Origin of the sequence: Tsukamurella paurometabola DSM 20162 (assembly GCF_000092225.1) — a bacterium.
GTDB classification, from domain to species: Bacteria; Actinomycetota; Actinomycetes; order Mycobacteriales; family Mycobacteriaceae; genus Tsukamurella; species Tsukamurella paurometabola.
Genome location: NC_014158.1, coordinates 3,025,615 through 3,043,075, shown reverse-complemented (window position 1 = coordinate 3,043,075; position 17,461 = coordinate 3,025,615). Strand labels below are relative to the sequence as shown.

Annotated in this window: 20 protein-coding genes; 7 read left to right on the top strand and 13 right to left on the bottom strand. The window is 68.3% G+C overall.

The window, feature by feature from the left end:
* The first annotated feature begins 8 nt into the window (after positions 1-8).
* Both TPAU_RS14695 and TPAU_RS14690 read left to right on the top strand, forming a co-directional pair.
* The gene (locus TPAU_RS14695; RefSeq protein WP_013127546.1) at positions 9-971 is read left to right on the top strand and encodes a class I SAM-dependent methyltransferase; all 963 of its coding nucleotides are present in this window, start codon (positions 9-11) and stop codon (positions 969-971) included.
* On the top strand, positions 972-2,120 hold the full coding sequence (locus TPAU_RS14690; RefSeq protein ID WP_013127545.1) for a THUMP-like domain-containing protein: 1,149 nt from the start codon (positions 972-974) through the stop codon (positions 2,118-2,120).
* On the opposite strand, the gene TPAU_RS14685 is transcribed toward TPAU_RS14690, so the two are convergent.
* On the bottom strand, positions 2,117-2,803 hold the full coding sequence (locus tag TPAU_RS14685) for a DUF1868 domain-containing protein (protein WP_013127544.1): 687 nt from the start codon (positions 2,801-2,803) through the stop codon (positions 2,117-2,119). The genes TPAU_RS14690 and TPAU_RS14685 overlap by 4 nt on opposite strands.
* 230 nt (positions 2,804-3,033) lie before the next feature.
* Between TPAU_RS14685 and TPAU_RS14680 the strand changes: the two genes are divergently transcribed.
* A complete protein-coding gene (locus TPAU_RS14680; RefSeq protein WP_013127543.1) occupies positions 3,034-4,194 on the top strand; it encodes a pyridoxal phosphate-dependent aminotransferase in 1,161 nt (386 codons plus the stop codon).
* Between the two features lie 3 nt (positions 4,195-4,197).
* Here the strand turns inward: TPAU_RS14680 and TPAU_RS14675 are convergent, their stop codons facing one another.
* Positions 4,198-5,148 (bottom strand): alpha/beta hydrolase, encoded by a 951-nt coding sequence (locus TPAU_RS14675; protein WP_013127542.1) that lies wholly within the window; start codon positions 5,146-5,148, stop codon positions 4,198-4,200.
* 98 nt (positions 5,149-5,246) lie between these two features.
* Between TPAU_RS14675 and TPAU_RS14670 the strand changes: the two genes are divergently transcribed.
* Positions 5,247-5,828 carry a TetR/AcrR family transcriptional regulator gene (locus TPAU_RS14670; protein WP_013127541.1) on the top strand — a complete coding sequence of 194 codons (582 nt, stop codon included), beginning with the start codon at positions 5,247-5,249 and terminating at the stop codon, positions 5,826-5,828.
* 60 nt (positions 5,829-5,888) lie between these two features.
* On the opposite strand, the gene map is transcribed toward TPAU_RS14670, so the two are convergent.
* The 3 genes from map to TPAU_RS14655 are packed head-to-tail and all read right to left on the bottom strand — an operon-like array spanning position 5,889 to position 8,321.
* Complete coding sequence (map, locus tag TPAU_RS14665) at positions 5,889-6,656, bottom strand: type I methionyl aminopeptidase (protein ID WP_013127540.1); 768 nt, start codon at positions 6,654-6,656, stop codon at positions 5,889-5,891.
* A 19-nt stretch (positions 6,657-6,675) separates the two neighbouring features.
* A complete protein-coding gene (locus TPAU_RS14660) occupies positions 6,676-6,942 on the bottom strand; it encodes a helix-turn-helix domain-containing protein (protein WP_013127539.1) in 267 nt (88 codons plus the stop codon).
* A 44-nt stretch (positions 6,943-6,986) separates the two neighbouring features.
* On the bottom strand, positions 6,987-8,321 hold the full coding sequence (locus TPAU_RS14655; RefSeq protein ID WP_013127538.1) for an outer membrane protein assembly factor BamB family protein: 1,335 nt from the start codon (positions 8,319-8,321) through the stop codon (positions 6,987-6,989).
* Between the two features lie 102 nt (positions 8,322-8,423).
* Here TPAU_RS14655 and TPAU_RS14650 point away from each other — a divergent pair, with 102 nt between their 5' ends.
* Positions 8,424-9,191, top strand: a complete 768-nt coding sequence (locus TPAU_RS14650; protein WP_013127537.1) for an acyltransferase — start codon at positions 8,424-8,426, stop codon at positions 9,189-9,191.
* On the opposite strand, the gene TPAU_RS14645 is transcribed toward TPAU_RS14650, so the two are convergent.
* From TPAU_RS14645 to TPAU_RS14610, 8 genes are all read right to left on the bottom strand, one after another.
* Positions 9,179-9,703 carry a GNAT family N-acetyltransferase gene (locus tag TPAU_RS14645; protein WP_013127536.1) on the bottom strand — a complete coding sequence of 175 codons (525 nt, stop codon included), beginning with the start codon at positions 9,701-9,703 and terminating at the stop codon, positions 9,179-9,181. The genes TPAU_RS14650 and TPAU_RS14645 overlap by 13 nt on opposite strands.
* Complete coding sequence (locus TPAU_RS14640; RefSeq protein WP_013127535.1) at positions 9,697-9,954, bottom strand: hypothetical protein; 258 nt, start codon at positions 9,952-9,954, stop codon at positions 9,697-9,699. The genes TPAU_RS14645 and TPAU_RS14640 overlap by 7 nt, the downstream gene beginning before the upstream one ends.
* 30 nt (positions 9,955-9,984) lie before the next feature.
* A complete protein-coding gene (locus TPAU_RS14635; protein WP_013127534.1) occupies positions 9,985-10,602 on the bottom strand; it encodes a DUF3558 domain-containing protein in 618 nt (205 codons plus the stop codon).
* Between the two features lie 54 nt (positions 10,603-10,656).
* Complete coding sequence (locus tag TPAU_RS14630; protein WP_013127533.1) at positions 10,657-11,268, bottom strand: DUF3558 domain-containing protein; 612 nt, start codon at positions 11,266-11,268, stop codon at positions 10,657-10,659.
* Positions 11,265-11,645 carry a hypothetical protein gene (locus tag TPAU_RS14625; protein WP_013127532.1) on the bottom strand — a complete coding sequence of 127 codons (381 nt, stop codon included), beginning with the start codon at positions 11,643-11,645 and terminating at the stop codon, positions 11,265-11,267. Before TPAU_RS14625 ends, TPAU_RS14630 begins: the two co-directional genes overlap by 4 nt.
* 68 nt (positions 11,646-11,713) lie before the next feature.
* Positions 11,714-13,021: a glycosyltransferase family 4 protein gene (locus tag TPAU_RS14620; RefSeq protein WP_013127531.1), complete on the bottom strand. Its 1,308-nt coding sequence runs from the start codon at positions 13,019-13,021 to the stop codon at positions 11,714-11,716.
* Entirely contained in the window at positions 13,021-14,532 is a 1,512-nt protein-coding gene (locus tag TPAU_RS14615; protein WP_041944450.1) for a 1,4-alpha-glucan branching protein domain-containing protein, read from the bottom strand. The genes TPAU_RS14620 and TPAU_RS14615 overlap by 1 nt, the downstream gene beginning before the upstream one ends.
* A 23-nt stretch (positions 14,533-14,555) precedes the next feature.
* Positions 14,556-15,302, bottom strand: coding sequence for a class I SAM-dependent methyltransferase (locus tag TPAU_RS14610; protein ID WP_013127529.1), 747 nt, complete (start codon positions 15,300-15,302; stop codon positions 14,556-14,558).
* 206 nt (positions 15,303-15,508) lie between these two features.
* Here TPAU_RS14610 and TPAU_RS14605 point away from each other — a divergent pair, with 206 nt between their 5' ends.
* Both TPAU_RS14605 and TPAU_RS14600 read left to right on the top strand, forming a co-directional pair.
* On the top strand, positions 15,509-16,294 hold the full coding sequence (locus TPAU_RS14605) for an electron transfer flavoprotein subunit beta/FixA family protein (RefSeq protein ID WP_013127528.1): 786 nt from the start codon (positions 15,509-15,511) through the stop codon (positions 16,292-16,294).
* 32 nt (positions 16,295-16,326) lie between these two features.
* Entirely contained in the window at positions 16,327-17,283 is a 957-nt protein-coding gene (locus TPAU_RS14600) for an electron transfer flavoprotein subunit alpha/FixB family protein (RefSeq protein WP_013127527.1), read from the top strand.
* Positions 17,284-17,461: the final 178 nt, after the last annotated feature.

The window sequence follows — 17,461 nt, the reverse complement described above, 5'->3', positions numbered from 1 at the left end:
AGGCTCAGATGACCGACCAGCAGCCGGCCCCGAACCCGCACGCCACGGCGGACGAGGTTCAAGCCGCATTCTCTGATACGAAGCTCGCCCAGGTGCTCTACCACGACTGGGAGGCGGAGACCTACGACGAGAAGTGGCACATCAGCTTCGACGAGCGGTGCATCGACTACGCCCGCGACCGGTTCGAGGCAGCCACCGGCGGCGAGAACGAGAAGCCCTACGGTCGCGCCCTGGAGCTGGGCTGCGGCACCGGCTTCTTCCTGCTGAACCTCCTGTCGGCCGGTGTCGCCGAGACCGGTTCGGTGACCGACCTCTCGCCCGGCATGGTGAAGGTGGCGCTCCGCAACGGCGAGGCCCTCGGCCACCAGGTGGACGGCCGCGTCGCCGATGCGGAGACCATCCCGTACGAGGACGATACGTTCGACCTGGTGGTGGGTCATGCCGTGCTGCACCACATTCCGGATGTGGAGCAGTCGCTGCGCGAGGTGCTTCGGGTACTCAAACCCGGTGGCCGGTTCGTGTTCGCGGGAGAGCCGACCACCATCGGCGATTTCTACGCGCGGTGGCTGGGGCGGCTCACCTGGGCGGCCACCACCAATCTCACCAAACTGCCCTTCCTGGCCGACTGGCGTCGTCCGCAGGCGGAGCTCGACGAATCCTCGCGCGCCGCGGCGCTCGAAGCGGTGGTCGACATCCACACCTTCGATCCGGACGAGATGGAGGCCATGGCCGCCCGCGCCGGCGCGGTGAACGTGGAGGCCACCACCGACGAGTTCACCGCAGCTTTCCTGGGCTGGCCGGTGCGCACCTTCGAGGCGGCCGTACCGCCCGAGAAGTTGGGCTTCGGGTGGGCCGGGTTCGCATTCGGCGGTTGGAAGAAGCTGTCGGCGCTCGACGAGAACGTGCTGCGCCGTGTGGTGCCGCGCAAGTTCTTCTACAACCTGGCGATCACCGGTACCAAGCCCGAGTAGGTGGATAGGGCGGGCCTCGACTTCCTGCGCACGCCGGAGGGTGGCGCAGCGCTCGCGGCCGCCGATCGCCTGGTTCTCTCGGATGCGTCGCTGATCGGTGATGTGGCGACGGTTCGCGCGATCGCGGGCGAGCACGCTCCCGCCGTGATCGAACAGGTCCGGGCCCGGCGCCGGGCCGCAGCCAAGTTGCGCGATGTCGATGGTTGGCTGCTCACCGACGAGGCGGTACAGCAGGCAACGCCCTCGGCGGTCGCCGAGCACCGTGCGCGGCGCCTGGCGTGGTTGTCGGTGCATGACGTGACCTGCTCCATCGGCGCCGAGCTCCAGGCGCTGGTGCAGGTGTGCCCGCGGGTGGTGGGCAGTGATCTGGATCCGCTGCGCGCCCGGATGGCGGCGCACAACGTGCCGCGCGCGCTGGTCTTCATGGCCGATGCGCTCGCACCCACGTCGACCGCCGATGTGGTGATCGCCGATCCCGCGCGGCGCGCGGGCGGGCGCCGGATCGTGGATCCGGAGCAGATGTCGCCCGCGTTGTCGGAGTTGCGGGCCACCTATGCGGGAAGGTCGTTGGCGGTCAAGACCGCGCCGGGGATCGACTACGAGGGGCTGCGCCGCAAGGGATTCGACGGGGAGGTCGAGATCGTCTCCCTCGACGGCGGGGTCCGCGAGGCGTGCCTGTGGTCGGGCCCGGTCGCGGTCCCCGGCCTGACGCGCGCGTCGGTGCTGCGCGACGGCGGCGGATTCGAGGTGTTCTCCAACGATCCGCACGATGTGGATCCGGGGGAGCCGGGGCGGTTCCTCATCGAACCCGACGGTGCCGTGATCCGCGCGGGACTGGTGCGGCACTACGCGGCGAAGCACGATCTGTGGCAGATCGATCCGCACATCGCCTACCTCACCGGCGATGTGGTGCCCGACGGTGAGCGGGGATTCGAGATCCTCGACTCGCTGAAATTCACCGAGAAGTCGCTCCGTGCCGAGCTCCGTGCCCGTGATGTGGGTGCCGTCGAGATCCTCACCCGCGGCGCTGGAGTCGACCCCGACGTGCTGCGGAGGAAGCTCAAACTCCAGGGCACTCGGCCGATCACGGTGGTGATCACCCGGATCGGCCGCGAAGTGGTGGCCTTCCTGACCCGTCCGACGCGCTAGAGCACCCGGAGCTGCGGGAAGGCGAGCATATCGTCGAAGATGTTCATCGCCACCGGATCGACGGTGACGGTCGCGGCGTCGCCGGTGAACAGGTCCAGGACCTGCTTCTGCAAGGTCTGCGATGCGTCGTTCTCCTCGGCCGCCTGCTCCACCAGCCGGTAGCCCAGCGTGGAGTGGAAGGTGTACGTGTCGAACCCCTTCGAAGCCATCTGCAGCAGGTCCTGCATGCGGCGCCGGAAGTCCCGCAGCGCGGTCTCGGTGGCGGCGTCGACGCTCACCAGTTTCACGCCGAATCCCTTCGACAGCGGCTGAACCAGTCCATCGACACGCATCGTGATCGGCCGCGGCGCGACGATGTTCGCCCGCGTCACCGCGTCCAGCACTGCGACATGTGCGGCCTGCATCTCTTTGCCCGCCAACCACGCCGGCCAGTCGGGGGTGCCGAGCTGGCTCTGGTTGACGCCCTCGAACACCGTCATGTGCATGCTGTTGTGCGGAAGCAGAGCGAAGTGATCACGGAACCGGGATTCGCGCACCAGCCGCTGCGCCTGGTTCTCCGCGCGGAAGAACGCGGAGTTCTGCGGGATGGGGCTGACGAAGGTGTTACCGGTGAACCGCTGTGCGTTCCCCTCGATGTCCCACTTCTTGCCGGGGCCCGCGGTCAGCGGAGTGCGGCCGTCCACGGGATAGGGGGCCGAAAGATCCGCGGGGGGCAGGATTCTGTGCGCTGCCGCAGCCCGCGAGTGCGGCTCCCGCGCCCGCCGCGAGTAGGCCGGCCAGGGCGGAGCGGCGTCCGATGGTGCCGTGCGTGGTCATACGTTCGGACGCTACGGCGCGCGAACCAACGTGCGGAAGCCCACGCGTGAAATCTAGGGGGTCATGGTTCCCGGTGCGGCGGAAAGCCCATGAAACGATGGACCGCATGCAGGAGTCACGCCGGTCCGATGTCGAGATGTTCCACGTCATGGACGTGCTGGCCGCAGCGGCGCGGCGTCGCGAGACCCACGGCGACGTGATCTCGCTGGCGGCGGGACAGCCCAGCGCCGGTGCACCGAAGCCGGTGCTCGCGGCCGCGCATGCCGCGCTGGATGCTGGACCGCTCGGGTACACCGAATCGTTGGGCATCGCACCGCTGCGCGAGACCATCGCCGCGCACTACGCTCGCACCTACGGCCTGGACGTGTCGCCCGAGGCGGTCGCGGTGACCACCGGATCGTCGGGTGCGTTCACGCTGGTGTTCCTCGCCGCGTTCGATCGGGGCGACACCGTCGTCATGGCCCGGCCCGGGTATCCCGCCTACCGGGACACGCTGAAGGCCCTGGGCTGCACCGTGATCGAGCTCGACTGCGGTGCGGAAACCCGGTACCAGCCCACCGTGGCGATGTTGGAGGCACTCGAAACACCGCCGAAGGGGCTCATCGTGGCGAGCCCGGCGAACCCCACCGGAACGATTCTGGCACCGTCGGAACTGGCCGATCTGGCGCGCTGGTGCGAGGCGCACGGCACGCTGCTCATCTCCGACGAGATTTACCACGGCGTGAGCTACGGTCGGACCACCGCGTGCGCCTGGGAGTTCTCCCGTGAGCAGGTGGTGATGGGTTCGGTGTCGAAGTATTTCGCGATGACCGGATGGCGCCTCGGTTGGATGCTGCTGCCCGAGTACCTGCGCCGGCCCGTCGAGCGGCTCACCGCGAACATGACCATCTGCCCGCCGGCGATCAGCCAGCATGCGGCGATCGCTGCGTTCTCCGATGAGGCCCGCGCCGAACTGGACGGTCATGTGGCGGGGTACGCACGGAACCGGGAGATCGTGCTGGCCGGGCTGGCGGAGCTCGGCGTCACCGAGCTGGCGCCGCCCGATGGTGCCTTCTACGCGTACGCCGATATCGGGCACCTGACCGACGATTCGCTCGCCTGGTGCGCCGCGGTGCTCGACGAGACCGGGGTGGCGATCACCCCGGGCCTGGATTTCGACACGGCCCGGGGTGATCGCACCATCCGGCTCAGCTTCGCCGGGGCGACCTCCGAGATCGAGGAGGCGCTGCACCGGCTGGCGCCGGTGTTTCGGCGCTGACCGCTAGACGCCGAGCGCGCGGCGCAGGGCGAGCACCGCCAGATCGATCCCCGCCTGCGCCCCGCGGGTCTCCCGCAGGGCGTTGAGCATCATGAAGTCGTGGATCACGCCGCCGATCCGCACGGCGGTCACCTCGTTGCCGGCCTCGCGGAGTTTGGCGGCGTAGGCCTCACCGCCGTCGCGCAGTACATCGGCCTCGGCAGTGATGATGGTGGCCGGCGGCAGGTCGGTGAGCTGCTCGACCGTCGCGTTCAGAGGCGATGCGAAGATCTCGGCGCGCTGCGCCTCGTCGGTCGTGTACTGATCCCAGAACCACTGCATGGCGTCGCGGCGCAGGAAGTACCCCTCGGCGAACTCCCGATACGACTCGGTGTCGAAGTTCGCATCGACCACGGGGTACAGCAGGACCTGCGCCGCCAGCTTCACATCGCCGCGGGCTTTGGCCTGCAACGCGAGCACTGCGGACATATCGCCACCCACCGAATCGCCGGCCACGGCAATACGAGCGCCGTCGAGGTTCTTCTCGGCGCCCGACTTCACGACCCACTGCGCCACGGTGTAGTTCTGCTCGATCGCGATCGGGTACCGCGCCTCGGGGGAGAGGTCGTACTCGGGGAAGACCGCTGCCGCGCCGGTTCCCACGACGAGCTCGCGGACGAGGCGATCGTGGGTGTGGGCATTGCCGAACACCCAGCCCGCGCCGTGAATGAAGAAGATCACCGGCAGCACGCCGGTCGCACCCTTCGGCCGGACGATACGGGTGCGGACCTCGCCGGTGGGGCCGCCGGACACGGTGATCCACTCCTCATCGACCTCGGGGAAGGTGACACCCTCGCCGGACTGCACGTCATCGACGGTCTTGCGGCCCTCGACGGGGCCAAGATCGAACAGGTACGGCGGGTTGGCGGTGGCCTCGGAGAAGGCGCGGGCGGCGGGCTCGAGGGTGACGCTCATGATGTTCCTCCTGTGTCGTCGGTGCGGAGAACGTTCGTTCTCAACGCTGCCTGTTACAGTAGGGGAACGATCGTTCTCGCGCAAGGGATAGAAGAACAATGGATGCTGAACAGCAGCGGACAGCCGTGCTGGACGCCGCGGAGAGGTTGTTCTACGGCAAGGGGATCCAGGCCGTGGGGATGGACGAGATCCGTGCCGCCGCGGGTGTCTCGCTCAAGGCGATCTACAAGCTGTTCCCGTCGAAGGATCTGCTCGTTGCCGAGGTGCTGGCGATTCGGGACCGCCGCTGGACAGACGGCCTGCACAAGTACGTCGACCGCGCAGACACTCCGGAAGATAAGGTGCTCGCAGTCTTCGACTGGCTCGACGAGATGTTCGCCGAGAACGACTTCCGCGGTTGCTCGTTCATCAACAGCTACGGCGAACTCGGTGCTACGTCACCCACCGTCGCGCAGGCGGCACAGCACAACAAGTCCTGCTATCAGGACGAGGTCAACGCCCTGGTCGCCGACGCCGGGCTACCGCCGACCGTCGCCGTGCAGGTCGGCTTGCTCACCGAAGGGGCGCTCGCAACGGCGGCCATTCTCGGCCCGGACGGCGTGGCCGACGGTGCGCGGCAGGCCGCGAGAGTGCTGATCGGTGCTCAGCGCTCGGTGGGGGCTCGCACTGCCGAGGAGTGAGAACGCTTCTGTTCCTGGTCGATGAGGTCCAGTCGTTCGCCGCCCGGAAGGCGATCGCGGTCAGGCGGGTGCGGTGAGGATGCGCGGACCGTCTTCCGTGATCGCGACGGTGTGCTCGCTGTGCGCCGCACGTGAGCCGTCGGCGGAACGCAATGTCCAGCCGTCCGGGTCGAACGTGATCTTGTCGGTGGTGGCGCAGAACCACGGCTCCAGTGCGAGCGTGGTGCCCGTCTGGAGGAGCAGGCCCTTGCGCGCTTTGCCGGTGTTCGGTACGTGCGGGTCCTCGTGCATCGTTCGGCCCAGGCCGTGTCCGCCGAACTGGGTGTTCACCGGGTAGCCGTACTTCTTCGCGACCTCGCCGATCGAGGCGGAGACGGTGCCCAGTCTGGTGCCCGGGCGCATGTGGTCGATCGCCGCATCGAGCGCGTCCCGTGTGGCCTGGATGAGCCGGGTGTCCTCGGGCCGCGGGGTGCCCACACTCACGCTGCGCGCGGCATCGGCCACCCAGCCGTCGATCGAGACGGCGATGTCGACGGTGAGCAGGTCTCCGTCTTCGAAGACGTATTCGTGCGGAAGTCCGTGCAGGCAAGCGTCGTTCACCGAGAGGCACGTGACATTGCGGAACGGACCACGGCCGAACGAGGGTGCGTAGTCCCAGTAGCAGGACTGGGCACCGCGATCGTCGATCATCTTCCGCGCCCGGTACTCCAACTCCATGAGGTTCATACCGGGCTCGGCCATGGTGGTGAGCTCCTCCAGCAGTTGCGCGATGAACGCGCCGGTGGTGCGCATCTTCTCGATCTCGCCGGGGGTTTTGAGCTCCATCATGGTATTAAAATACCACGCACTATCCGGTGGGGCTGAACCGCTCCGCGTCCAGGTACTCGGCCGCCAGGCCGTCCAGGGGCTGGCCGAGCACCGCGGCCAGCGCGACGACGGTGCCGAACGCGGGCGTGGCCATCCGCCCGGTCTCGATCTTGCGCAGCGTCTCCGGGGAGATGCCCGCGGCGCGGGCCACCTCGTCGAGCCTGCGAACGCCCCGCGCCTCGCGCAGCCGCGCCCCCAGGCGCCGACCCGCGGCTATCTGTTCGGGGGTGAGGGGCTGGCGGACCATGGCCCCAGCTTAACCGCTCAGGGCGACGAAGAACGCGAGCGCTCTCAGTTCTTGGCGACGCTGTCGCCGGTGCGTCGACCCGAGGTGAAGGCGTACACGTCGCCCTCGTTGCCGACTGTGACGAGCTCGCCGTCGGGTCCGATCGAGACGCCCGACGTGGATTTGATGCCGTCGGGCAGGTCGAAGGTGCGCAGCGTGGTGCCGGTGTCGGTGCGGAACTCGATGAGCTGTGTCTGCACCCCCGCCCACGACCGGGTCACGGCGTAACCGATACCGCCGCGGATCTGGGTGGCCGGCGAGACCATCGCCACGTCGGTGCGTTTGAACACTTCACGCACACTGTCGCCCTGATCCTGGAGGGCGACGAAGGAGCCGCGCTGCAGCCCAGGGGCCGCGGGAATGATCGTGCCGTCGGGGGACACCGACGGGGGGACCGAGGTCTGGTAGCCCAGGTCGTGGGTCCACTTCGTGGCGCCGGTCGCCGCGTCGAGCGCCGCCAGCTTCTTCGAGCGCAGGTTCACGTACAGCGTCTTGCGGTCGGCGGACAGCGCGGGTGAGCCGATGACGCCGTCGGCGATGTCCTTGCGCTCCCAGGCGTACCGCAGGTCGTGCCGCGAGCTGCCGTCCTTCTTGCCGTAGTCGACCGCCATCACCTTCGACGGTGCGCCCGGGGGCGCCACCACCACGAAGGCGCGTTCCGAGGCGGTGTCCACGGCGGGCGGCCCGGTGACCAGGCAACCGGGGCCGTTCGTCGCGCAGTCCTCGATTCCGGCGCCGTTGTCGTTCGCGGAGACCTTCGGCACCAGGCCGATCGCGGCGCCCGCAGCGTCACCGTCGTGCGAATTCACCAGCACCATCTGTCCCAGGTGGGTGATGGCGAGAACGGTGTTGTCGCCGGCCAACTTGATCCACAGAGGTGTGCCCGCCGTGGGGTAGCGCCAGCGCACCTGACTGTCGGGATTGAAGGTGTACAGCCAGCCCGGGACGCCGAGATAGGTGTATTCGAACTGGTCGACCACGGGAGCCTGGAGGTCGGCGCCGGGTGCGTCGCGGCGACAGTAGGTCTTGCGGCCCACGGTCAGCTCCAGGCTGAAGGTGGTGCACCCGGTGTCGGGCCGCGCGGTCACCGAGATCACTCCACGATTGGAGATCGCGGGCTGCGCGAGGTTCGGGCCGTGCAGGGGTCGGTTCCAGGCGGGAACCAGGGTCTCGGCGGCCGCACGGTCGGTGTAGGAGTTGTTGCGGGAGTCGCCGTACATCCCAGGCCAGGCCGCCGAATCGTCGGCGAAGACCCAGGTGTTGTCGGGTGCGCAGGACGCCAGGACCGCGGTGGCAGCCACCGTCGCGCCCAGCATGAGCGCGCGCCTACCCAACCGCATGTCTCTCCTTCTCGCCGACCGTGGCACCGTTGATCGCCCCACAGACTATCGCGGTGGCCGTGCGGGACCGCCGGGGCGCACCGCCCGATAGGCTTGTCCGTTATGACGAGCATGTGGAACGCCCCGTATCGGACGCGGTGGCGGCACGCGCGATCGGCCGATGCGCAGGCGCGATTCCTGACCCTCGCCTCGTTGCGCTGGGTCCTGAAGAACAAGGCCTATACCCCCTGGTACCTGGTGCGGTACCTGCGACTCGCGAAGTTCCGGATCGCCAACCCGCACATCATCCTCAAGGGCATGGTGTTCCTCGGAAAGAACGTCGAGATCCATGCGACCCCGGGACTCGGCCGGATGGAGATCGGTCGCTGGGTCCACATCGGAGACTCGAACAAGATCCGGTGCCATGAGGGTTCGCTGCGGATCGGCGACAAGTCCGTCTTCGGCCGCGACAACGTGGTCAACTGCTATCTCGACATCGAATTCGGGCCCGCCTCGCTGGTCGCCGACTGGTGCTACATCTGCGATTTCGACCACAAGATGGACGACATCCACATCCCCATCAAGGATCAGGGCATCGTCAAGGGCCCTGTCCGGATCGGCGGCGACACCTGGGTCGGCACCAAGGTCACCGTCACCCGTAACACGCTGATCGGGCACGGCAGTGTGCTCGGAGCGCACGCCGTGGTGCGCGGCGAGATCCCGCCCTACTCGATCGCCGTCGGTTCGCCCGCGAAGGTGATCAAGAACCGCAAGGAGATGTGGGACGCGAACGTTGCCGAGCGTGCCGAACTGGAGCGCGCTTTGGCCGATATCGAGCGGAAGAAGGCCGAGGCCCGCGGCCTGCCGCAGGAGACCGATCAGAGCTCGTAGAACGGCCGTGGGTAGCGGAACTCACCGGTGAGGTCCGCGGTGTAGGAGGTGAGCGGGCGGGCTAGGAAGGAATCGCCGGCCCAGTCGGCGACATCCGGCCGGATGCCCAGGTCGGCTGCCGCGACGAACCCGAACCGCGGGTAGTACCCCGCGTGGCCGAGCAGCACCACGAGCGGCTCGCCGAGCGCATCGGCGGCACTGAGGGGAGCATGCATCAGCGCCGAACCTGTTCCGCCGGACTGCGCGTCGGTGCGCACCCCCAGCGGGCCGAGCGCGAGAACCGGACGGTCGTCGACGGTGCCGCGGGTAAGACATACATGCCCGACGACGGTGCCTGCGGCCTCGGCGACCAGCGACAGCTCGGGTATCCACGCACTCGAATCCCGCAACGCCGCGACGAGCCCCACCTCGACCGGTGTCTCATGATCGGGTGGCGCCAACGCTGCGAATGCGCTGCGATGCACCGCGGCGATCGCCGCTATGTCGCCGGGTAGCTCGCGCCGGATCAGCACGCGTCGACGATGGCCCTGATTCGTGGCGAGACCGGGGTGAACACGTCGAGCACGCCGATCGCCCGCAACTGCGGAACGGCCTCGGTGAGAGCGGCTTTCAGTTCAAGCGCGTCGGCGGACTCGTCCGGCAGCTCTAGGTACCGCTGAGCGTTGCGGATGAAGGCGGCGACGGTGCCCTTGCGTAAAGCGAGGCCGCCGAAATCGGCGGAATCCTGATCATCGGGGAGCACGTCTTCGGGGCGCACGGTCATGGCGACCACGCTACACCGGGTGCGTGGAATTCATTCGGGCGCTTTGGTGATGGCGAGGGAGGCGAAGGCGATCGCCTTTTCGCATTCGACGGTGCGGCCGGGGGATGGGTTGACCGGTTGTCCGGCACGGGTAATAACGACCGCAGCTTCAGAGGCGAAGACGGCGAGACAGTAGTCGTTCTCGGTCGCGACTGCGATTGAGCGCCTGTTAACTATGCGATCGGTTTGCCAGGGCAGCATGCGGTACTTCCGTTTGTAGGTGTCGAGCGATTTCTCGTCTCCGGTGATTTGGGAGTAGAGGATGCCCTTGCCGGTGGCGGTGCTATAGCCGATTGATTGCCAATGGCAGCCGCGGTAGTTGGCCGAGTCCACTTGTGCGGCGTCGCTGATGGTGGCGGGGTCGATGCCTAGGGTGCGCAGTTCTGTATCGGTGTAGGCGCTGCAGGGTTCGAAGGTGGTGCCGTTGGTGCGGTCGTTGGTGCGGTTCTTGATGGTGGGGGTGAACGGCAGAGGCTTGGGGGATGTTCGCGGTGACCACAGCGCGGATGTCGGCTCGCCGGAGATCGCGGTCGCGCAGCCAGCGGTCCCCAGGATTACGAGGCCGGTCGCGGCGGTAGTGGCGAGCAGTCCCCGGTGTCGGCGCGTCATGGGCTGATCACGCGTCCGCCGTCATCCGTCGATGCACTCGCTTCGGTGTGGTTGTCACGCGGGGGCTTTGGTGATGGCGAGGGAGGCGAAGGCGATCGCCTTCTCGCACTCGACCGTGCGCCCGGGCGATGGGTCGACCGGTTGTGCGGCAATCGTGACGACCACAGCGAATTCCGACATGAACACGCCGAAGCAGTATTCGCTCTCGGTAGCCACGGCCAGCGGGCGCCCCTCGACGGTGCGGTCGGGTTGCCACGGAAGGTCCTTGTACTTCTGCTTGTAGCTGTCGAGAGACGCTTCATTGCCGACGATTTGGGAGTATTCGATGCCGCGCCCCTTGGTGTAGCCGATGGAATCCCAGCGGCAGCCGCGGTAGTTCGCTGCGTCGACCTGGGCGGCGTCGCTGATGGTGGCGGGGTCGATGTCTAGAGCGCGCAGTTCTGTATCGGTGTAGGCGGCGCAGGGTTCAAAGGTGGTGCCGTCGGTGCGGTCGTTTGTGCGGTTCTTGATGGTGGGAGTGAACGGCAGCGGTTTGGGGGAGGTGCGGGGGGATGACAGTGCGGACGTCGGTTCCCCGGAGATCGCGGTCGCGCAGCCGACGGTTCCAGCGATAGCGACGATTGTTGCGACCGTGAGAGCGAACGGGGCATTGAGGCGACGCGTCACTGGCGGATCAGGCGATCTATTTCGTCCGCGCTGACACCCTCGGTGCGCAGGATCCGCCGTCCTGTCGCTCGGATGCTCTCGGCAAGGGCGCGCGCTTCGGTTGCCTGGGCCAGGTAGGTGCTGCGGAGAGATTGCTCGTGCTCAACGGCGCCAAGCCGGATGTTGTAAGTGGCGGCCTCGCCCTCGACAGTAGGGCCGAGGTAATTGATCCTACCTACTTCGCGCAGCCCCTTAGCGGCCTCAGTGATCCTCTCCGCATGCCGTTCAAGCGCGCGTGCAAGCTCTTCATGGGGATTGCCGTCCATGACCATGTTCGGCCGGTCGGCGATCGCCGCCTGCGCTTCGTCCATGATCTGTCCGAGTGTTCCGTCTGACATGCCGCTCCTTCGCCGGGAAAGCTCTGCTACGCATTAGACGCACCAGCGCGGCGATCGGTTCCCCCGGATCAGAGCGGATTGGTGGGATCCCGTTCGGGCAGCGGGCGCTCGTCGATCACCCTTCGCCCCAGCGGATTGCGTGGGCGGCGCTTCGCCGCGAGATACACCTGCGCGGTCTCCCCGGCGACGGCTTCCCACGTGAGCGCCTCCACCTCGGACCGGGCGGCCGCCGCCCACCGATGTGCGGAAACCGGATCGTCGAGTACCCCGCGGATCGCGGCGGTGAGACCGGCCACGTCGGCGGGATCCACCGAGACACCGGTCTCGCCGGCCCGGATGAAATCGGCCAGTCCGCCGGCGGTGGTAGCGATGATCGGGATGCCGGTGGCGGCCCCCTCCAGCGCGACGATCCCGAACGGCTCGTAGCGCGACGGGATCACCAGGGCATCGGCCGAATGCAACTGTGCCACCAGCTCGTCGTGATCGAGCGCCCCGGTGAACTCCACCGCGCGCATCACCTTCTGCTCCCGCGCGACGCCGCGCAGCCACTCCGCCTGGGTACCGTCGCCGGCGATGGTGAGGGTGGTGCCGGGATGGGTGCGGCGCACCCGGGCGAGCGCTGCGATGAGGTCCTGTACGCCCTTCTCGTATTCGAGCCGGCCAACGTACAGCAGGCGGGGCGGCCCCGACCGGGCGCTGACGATGGCGCGGTCCCGGTAGGGCCACAACTCGACGTCGATGCCGTTGGCGATGGTGTGCAGTTGCGCGATGCCGGGGCCGAAGAGCCGGTTCACTTCGTCCGACATCGATCGCGAGCAGGTGATCACCGCATCCGCTTCGTTCGCGAGCCACCATTCGGTCGAATGCACCTGCCGGTTCACCGGTCCCGAGACCCAGCCGCTGTGCCGGCCCGCCTCGGTCGCGTGGATCGTCGCGACCAGCGGAGCGTCGAAGGCCTCCGCGAGACCGACCGCAGCGTGCGCTGCCAGCCAGTCGTGGGCGTGCACCACATCGGGTACCCAGGGGCGGCCGACGGTGCCGGCGCCATGGCCCACGTCTTCGCCGGCTGTCGGGTTGAAACCGGCCAGCCGCAGTCCCGCCCGCAGCATCGAATGTCCCATCGACAACACCCACGGCATCATGTCGGTGCCGAATTCCAATGCCAAGGGGTCCTCGGCGGCCATGATCACGCGGATGCCGTCGATCCGCTGATCGGAGGTGGGGTTGCTGCGCGGATCGGTGCCGGTGGGCTGACGTGAGAGGACCACCACGTCGTGGCCCTGGTCGCGTAGTTGCAGCGCGAGGTGGTGCACATGCCGGCCGAGGCCGCCGACCACCACGGGCGGGTACTCCCAGGAGACGAGCAGAACGCGCATCAGAACCCTCCCACGGGATCGAGCCGTGCGGGCGGAAGACGACGGGCGTCGAGGCCGGGGAACGGATCGTCGGCCTGGCGCCAGCTTCGGGCGAGCATCGCCGCGCGCGCCTCGTCGCCGCGCTCGGCGGCGTCGGCGATCTCGCGCAGGGCGTGCGCATGCTTGTAGGCGCGGTCGCGGGCGTACGCGGCGGCGGTGTCCTTCGAGACCATGAACGGCCAATCGGATTGCAGGCACATGAGTGCCTCCTGCAGGACCTGGTCGCTGACGCGGTCGCGCTGCCGCCCGGCGCGCTTGTCGAGCACCCGCAGCGTCGTCGTGGTGATCTCCTCATTGAGCTCGACGAACTCGCGCACCTGCGGGCCCTCCCAGACCCGCCAGTCCTTACCGGATCCCCAGGAGCTGGCAGCGATCTCACGCGGAGCACCCACGTACCCGGCTTCGGCGGCCGAGCGCAGCGTGCCTACTCGCACACCGGCCTCGGGCAGCGCGCGCAGCACCCGTTCCAGCCAGATCGGGCCCTCGTACCACCAGTGCCCGAACAGCTCGGTGTCGAAAGCCGCCACGACCAGGGCGTCGCGGCCGATCCGGGAGCTCTCGGACCGGAGGCGCTGCACCACGGTCTCCACGAAGTCGGCGACGTGTTTGTCGATCGCGGCGTCGGCGCGCTGCGGGTCGTACGGGGCCTTCTCCTGCTCGGGCACGTTCTTGCCCGTCACCCGGCTCGGCTTGAGGCCGGTCGAGTGATCGTGCGCGTAGAAGTCGCGGTAGGCGGCGTGCCCGGGATACCCGGATTTCGGTGACCAGACGCGGTAGCTCACCGGAAGGTCGCGGCCGAAGGCCAGCACCGTCGAATCGCCCACCGGGCGAGCCAGCGCGGTATCGCCCCCCAGGGTGGGCCCGTCGACCATGAAGTGGGTGACGCCCGCGGCCTGGTACCCGTGTTCCATGCCGGGTGCGTACGCGCACTCGGGAGCCCAGATGCCGGCCGGATCCTGACCGAGACGGGCCTTGCCGTACGCGAGGCCCTCGCGCAGCGACAACTCGCGGAGCCTCGGGTGCAAGAGCGGTTGGAAGGGGTGCGCGAGCGGTCCGCCGAGCAGTTCGACGGTGCCCGCATCGGCGAGACGGCGCAGCACCGGGGTCCCGCCGTGCCGCCACTGCGATTCGAAGAGACGCAGCGCGTGCGCGGCGTTACGGTGTTCGCGTGCACCGAGTTCCGCGCTCGCGGGCCGGCCGGACAGGGCCGCCTCGTGTGCCCGCAACTGCCAGTTGCCGAGGTAGTGGTGCATGGCTTCGAGGCAGTAGGGGTCGTCGAGCTGGGCGGCGAGCACGGGGGTGATCCCGAGGGTCAGCTGCTCGGTGCGGCCCTCGTCGGCGAGCCGGTCGAGTACCTCTGCGACGCGGAGATAGGACGCCGCCCACGATTGGTAGAGCCACTCCTCGCCGACCGGCCACGCGCCGTGGTGCGCGAGCCACGGCAGGTGCGAATGCAGGACGACGGCGATCATCCCGGGTTCGCGAGGGCTTCCGGTCACGGTGTGGACTTCCGTGCGTAGAAGAACAGGTCGAGGCTGTCGGGGGCGTCGGGGCGTACGTCGAAGTCGGTGGCGGCCACGCCGGCCACATCGCGGGAGAGCTCCTCGGGCCAGGGCTCACCGGCCAGCGACCGATCGATCTGTGCGTCGATGAAGCTGCCGCCGTGGTGCCGGTCCAATTCGGCCAGGCGGGCGCCGTGATAGACGCCGAGCTTCTCGGTGACCTCGAGTCCGGCGCCCTCGAGCAGCTCAGTGAGCTCGTCGGAGTTCAGTTCCCGGGTGTGGAAGGGGTTGAGCGGGGTGTCGCGGCCGGGGGAGAAGGTGACGCGGTTCGGTGTGGAGATCACGAGCTCGCCTCCCGGGCGCAGCACGCGGGCCACTTCGCGGAGGAACTGCGGCTGATCCCACAGGTGCTCGATCACCTGGAAATTCACCACGGCATCCACCGAGGCGTCGTCCAGCGGGAGCTCGGCGAGGTTGCCGTGCAGCATCGTCACCTTCGGGTAGGTCGAGCGCACGTGGGCGACGGCCGACTCGTCATAGTCGAGGGCGGTCACCGTCGCGCCCTCCTCGGCCAGAAGGGCGGCGCCGTAGCCCTCGCCGCTTCCCGCCTCGAAGACGGTCCGGCCGGCGTACCGGTCTGCGATCGCCAGGTACGCGATCTCGTGCCGGCGGAACCAGTAGTTCTCCTCGGGGATACCGGGAACCGTCCGCTCGCCGGTCAAAGGCAGCGCGTCACACATTCTGTCGAGCCTAGTCTGCTTCGTCGGGTGGGCCAGCCCACATGGACAGTTACTGCCCGGTAACTTACTCTGGCGTTAAACAGTGTCGTGAGGCGGTGCTAAGTTCGAGTGGCTTAGCCTGCCGGGGGCGAGGTCATCAGGCCCCGACGGCAGTGTGAGAATGTGCCCTACGAGTATCCGATGATCCAGGAGGTCGACGAAGACCAATGACGAACGTAGTCGTACTGATCAAGCAGGTCCCTGACACCTACTCCGAGCGCAAGCTCACCGACGGTGATTACACCCTCGATCGCGAGTCGGCCGACGCCGTCCTCGACGAGATCAACGAGCGCGCCGTGGAGCAGGCGCTCCAGATCAAGGAGGCCGACGGCGGCGAGGTGACCGTGCTGTCCCTCGGGCCTGCCAGCGCCACCGATGCGATCCGCAAGGCGCTGTCGATGGGTGCCGACAAGGCCGTCCACATCCAGGACGACGCCGCTCACGGCTCGGACGCCATTCAGACCGCATGGATCCTGGCCCGCGCGCTCGGCACCATCGAGGGCGTCGAGCTGGTCATCGCCGGTAACGAAGCCACCGACGGCCGCGTCGGCGCCGTGCCGGCCATCCTGGCCGAGTACCTCGGTCTCCCGCAGCTCACCCACCTGCGGAGCCTGACCATCGACGGTCAGACCCTCAAGGGCGAGCGCGAGACCGACGAGGGTGTCTTCGAGGTCGAGTCCTCGCTGCCCGCCATCGTCTCGGTCAACGAGAAGATCAACGAGCCCCGCTTCCCCTCCTTCAAGGGCATCATGGCCGCGAAGAAGAAGGAAGTGAACGTGCTCACCCTCGCCGAGATCGGCGTGGAGAACGACGAGGTGGGCGGCGCCAACGCGGGTAGCCAGGTCTCGGGTGTCACCCCGAAGCCGCCGAAGGCCGCGGGCGAGAAGGTCACCGACGAGGGCGACGGCGGCAGCAAGGTCGCGCAGTTCCTCATCGGCCAGAAGATCATCTAAGACCCCCTCACACTCAAAGGAGAGAATCCGATATGGCAGACGTACTCGTTCTCGTCGAGCAGGCTGAGGGCAAGATCAAGAAGGTCACGGCCGAGCTGATCACCGCCGCGAAGGCGCTCGGTGAGCCCGCCGCCGTCGTCGTGGGCGCCCCCGGCACCACCGACGCGATCGCCGATCAGCTCAAGGCCGCCGGCGCCGCGAAGATCTACCGCGCGGAGTCGGCCGACGCCGACAACTACCTCGTCACCCCCAAGGTCGACGTGCTGTCCTCGCTGGCCGAGTCGGTGGCCCCCGCCGCCGTCCTCACCGCCGCGACGTTCGAGGGCAAGGAGGTGTCGGGCCGCCTCGCCGCGCGTCTCGGTTCCGGTCTGCTCGCCGATGTCATCGAGGTCAAGCCGGCCGGTGCCGGTGTGCACTCGATCTTCGGTGGCGCGTTCACCGTGGATGCTCAGGCCGGGGGCGACGTCCCTGTCTACTCGGTGCGCCCCGGCGCCATCGAGGCCGACGGCCAGGCCGGTGCCGGCGAGGTCGTCGACGCGGAGGTCCCGGCTCAGGCCGAGAACGCCGTGAAGATCACCGCCAAGCACCCGATCACCGGCGGCAGCCGCCCCGAGCTCACCGAGGCTTCGATCGTGGTCTCGGGTGGCCGTGGTGTGGGTTCGGCCGAGAAGTTCTCGGTGGTCGAGGAGCTCGCCGACGCCCTGGGCGCAGCCGTGGGTGCCTCGCGCGCCGCCGTCGACTCGGGCTACTACCCGGGCCAGTTCCAGGTCGGCCAGACCGGTAAGACCGTGTCGCCGCAGCTGTACATCGCCCTGGGTATCTCGGGCGCCATCCAGCACCGCGCCGGCATGCAGACCTCGAAGACCATCGTGGCCGTCAACAAGGACGAAGAGGCACCGATCTTCGAGATCGCCGACTACGGCATCGTGGGCGACCTGTTCGACGTCGCTCCGCAGCTCACCGAGGCGGTCAAGGCTCACAAGGGCTGACACACGCTCGATCGAAACGCGCCCCGTCCGGCATCCGGACGGGGCGCGTTCGCGTCTGCTCCCCACCGATCGGCGGGGGCTGATGCATCCGCTCGGAGACGCTCCGCGGCTGCCCGGAGGATTGCGATCGCGAACACGCGGCGACGAGGCTCGATGCAGGCGACCGAACGCGGTCGGC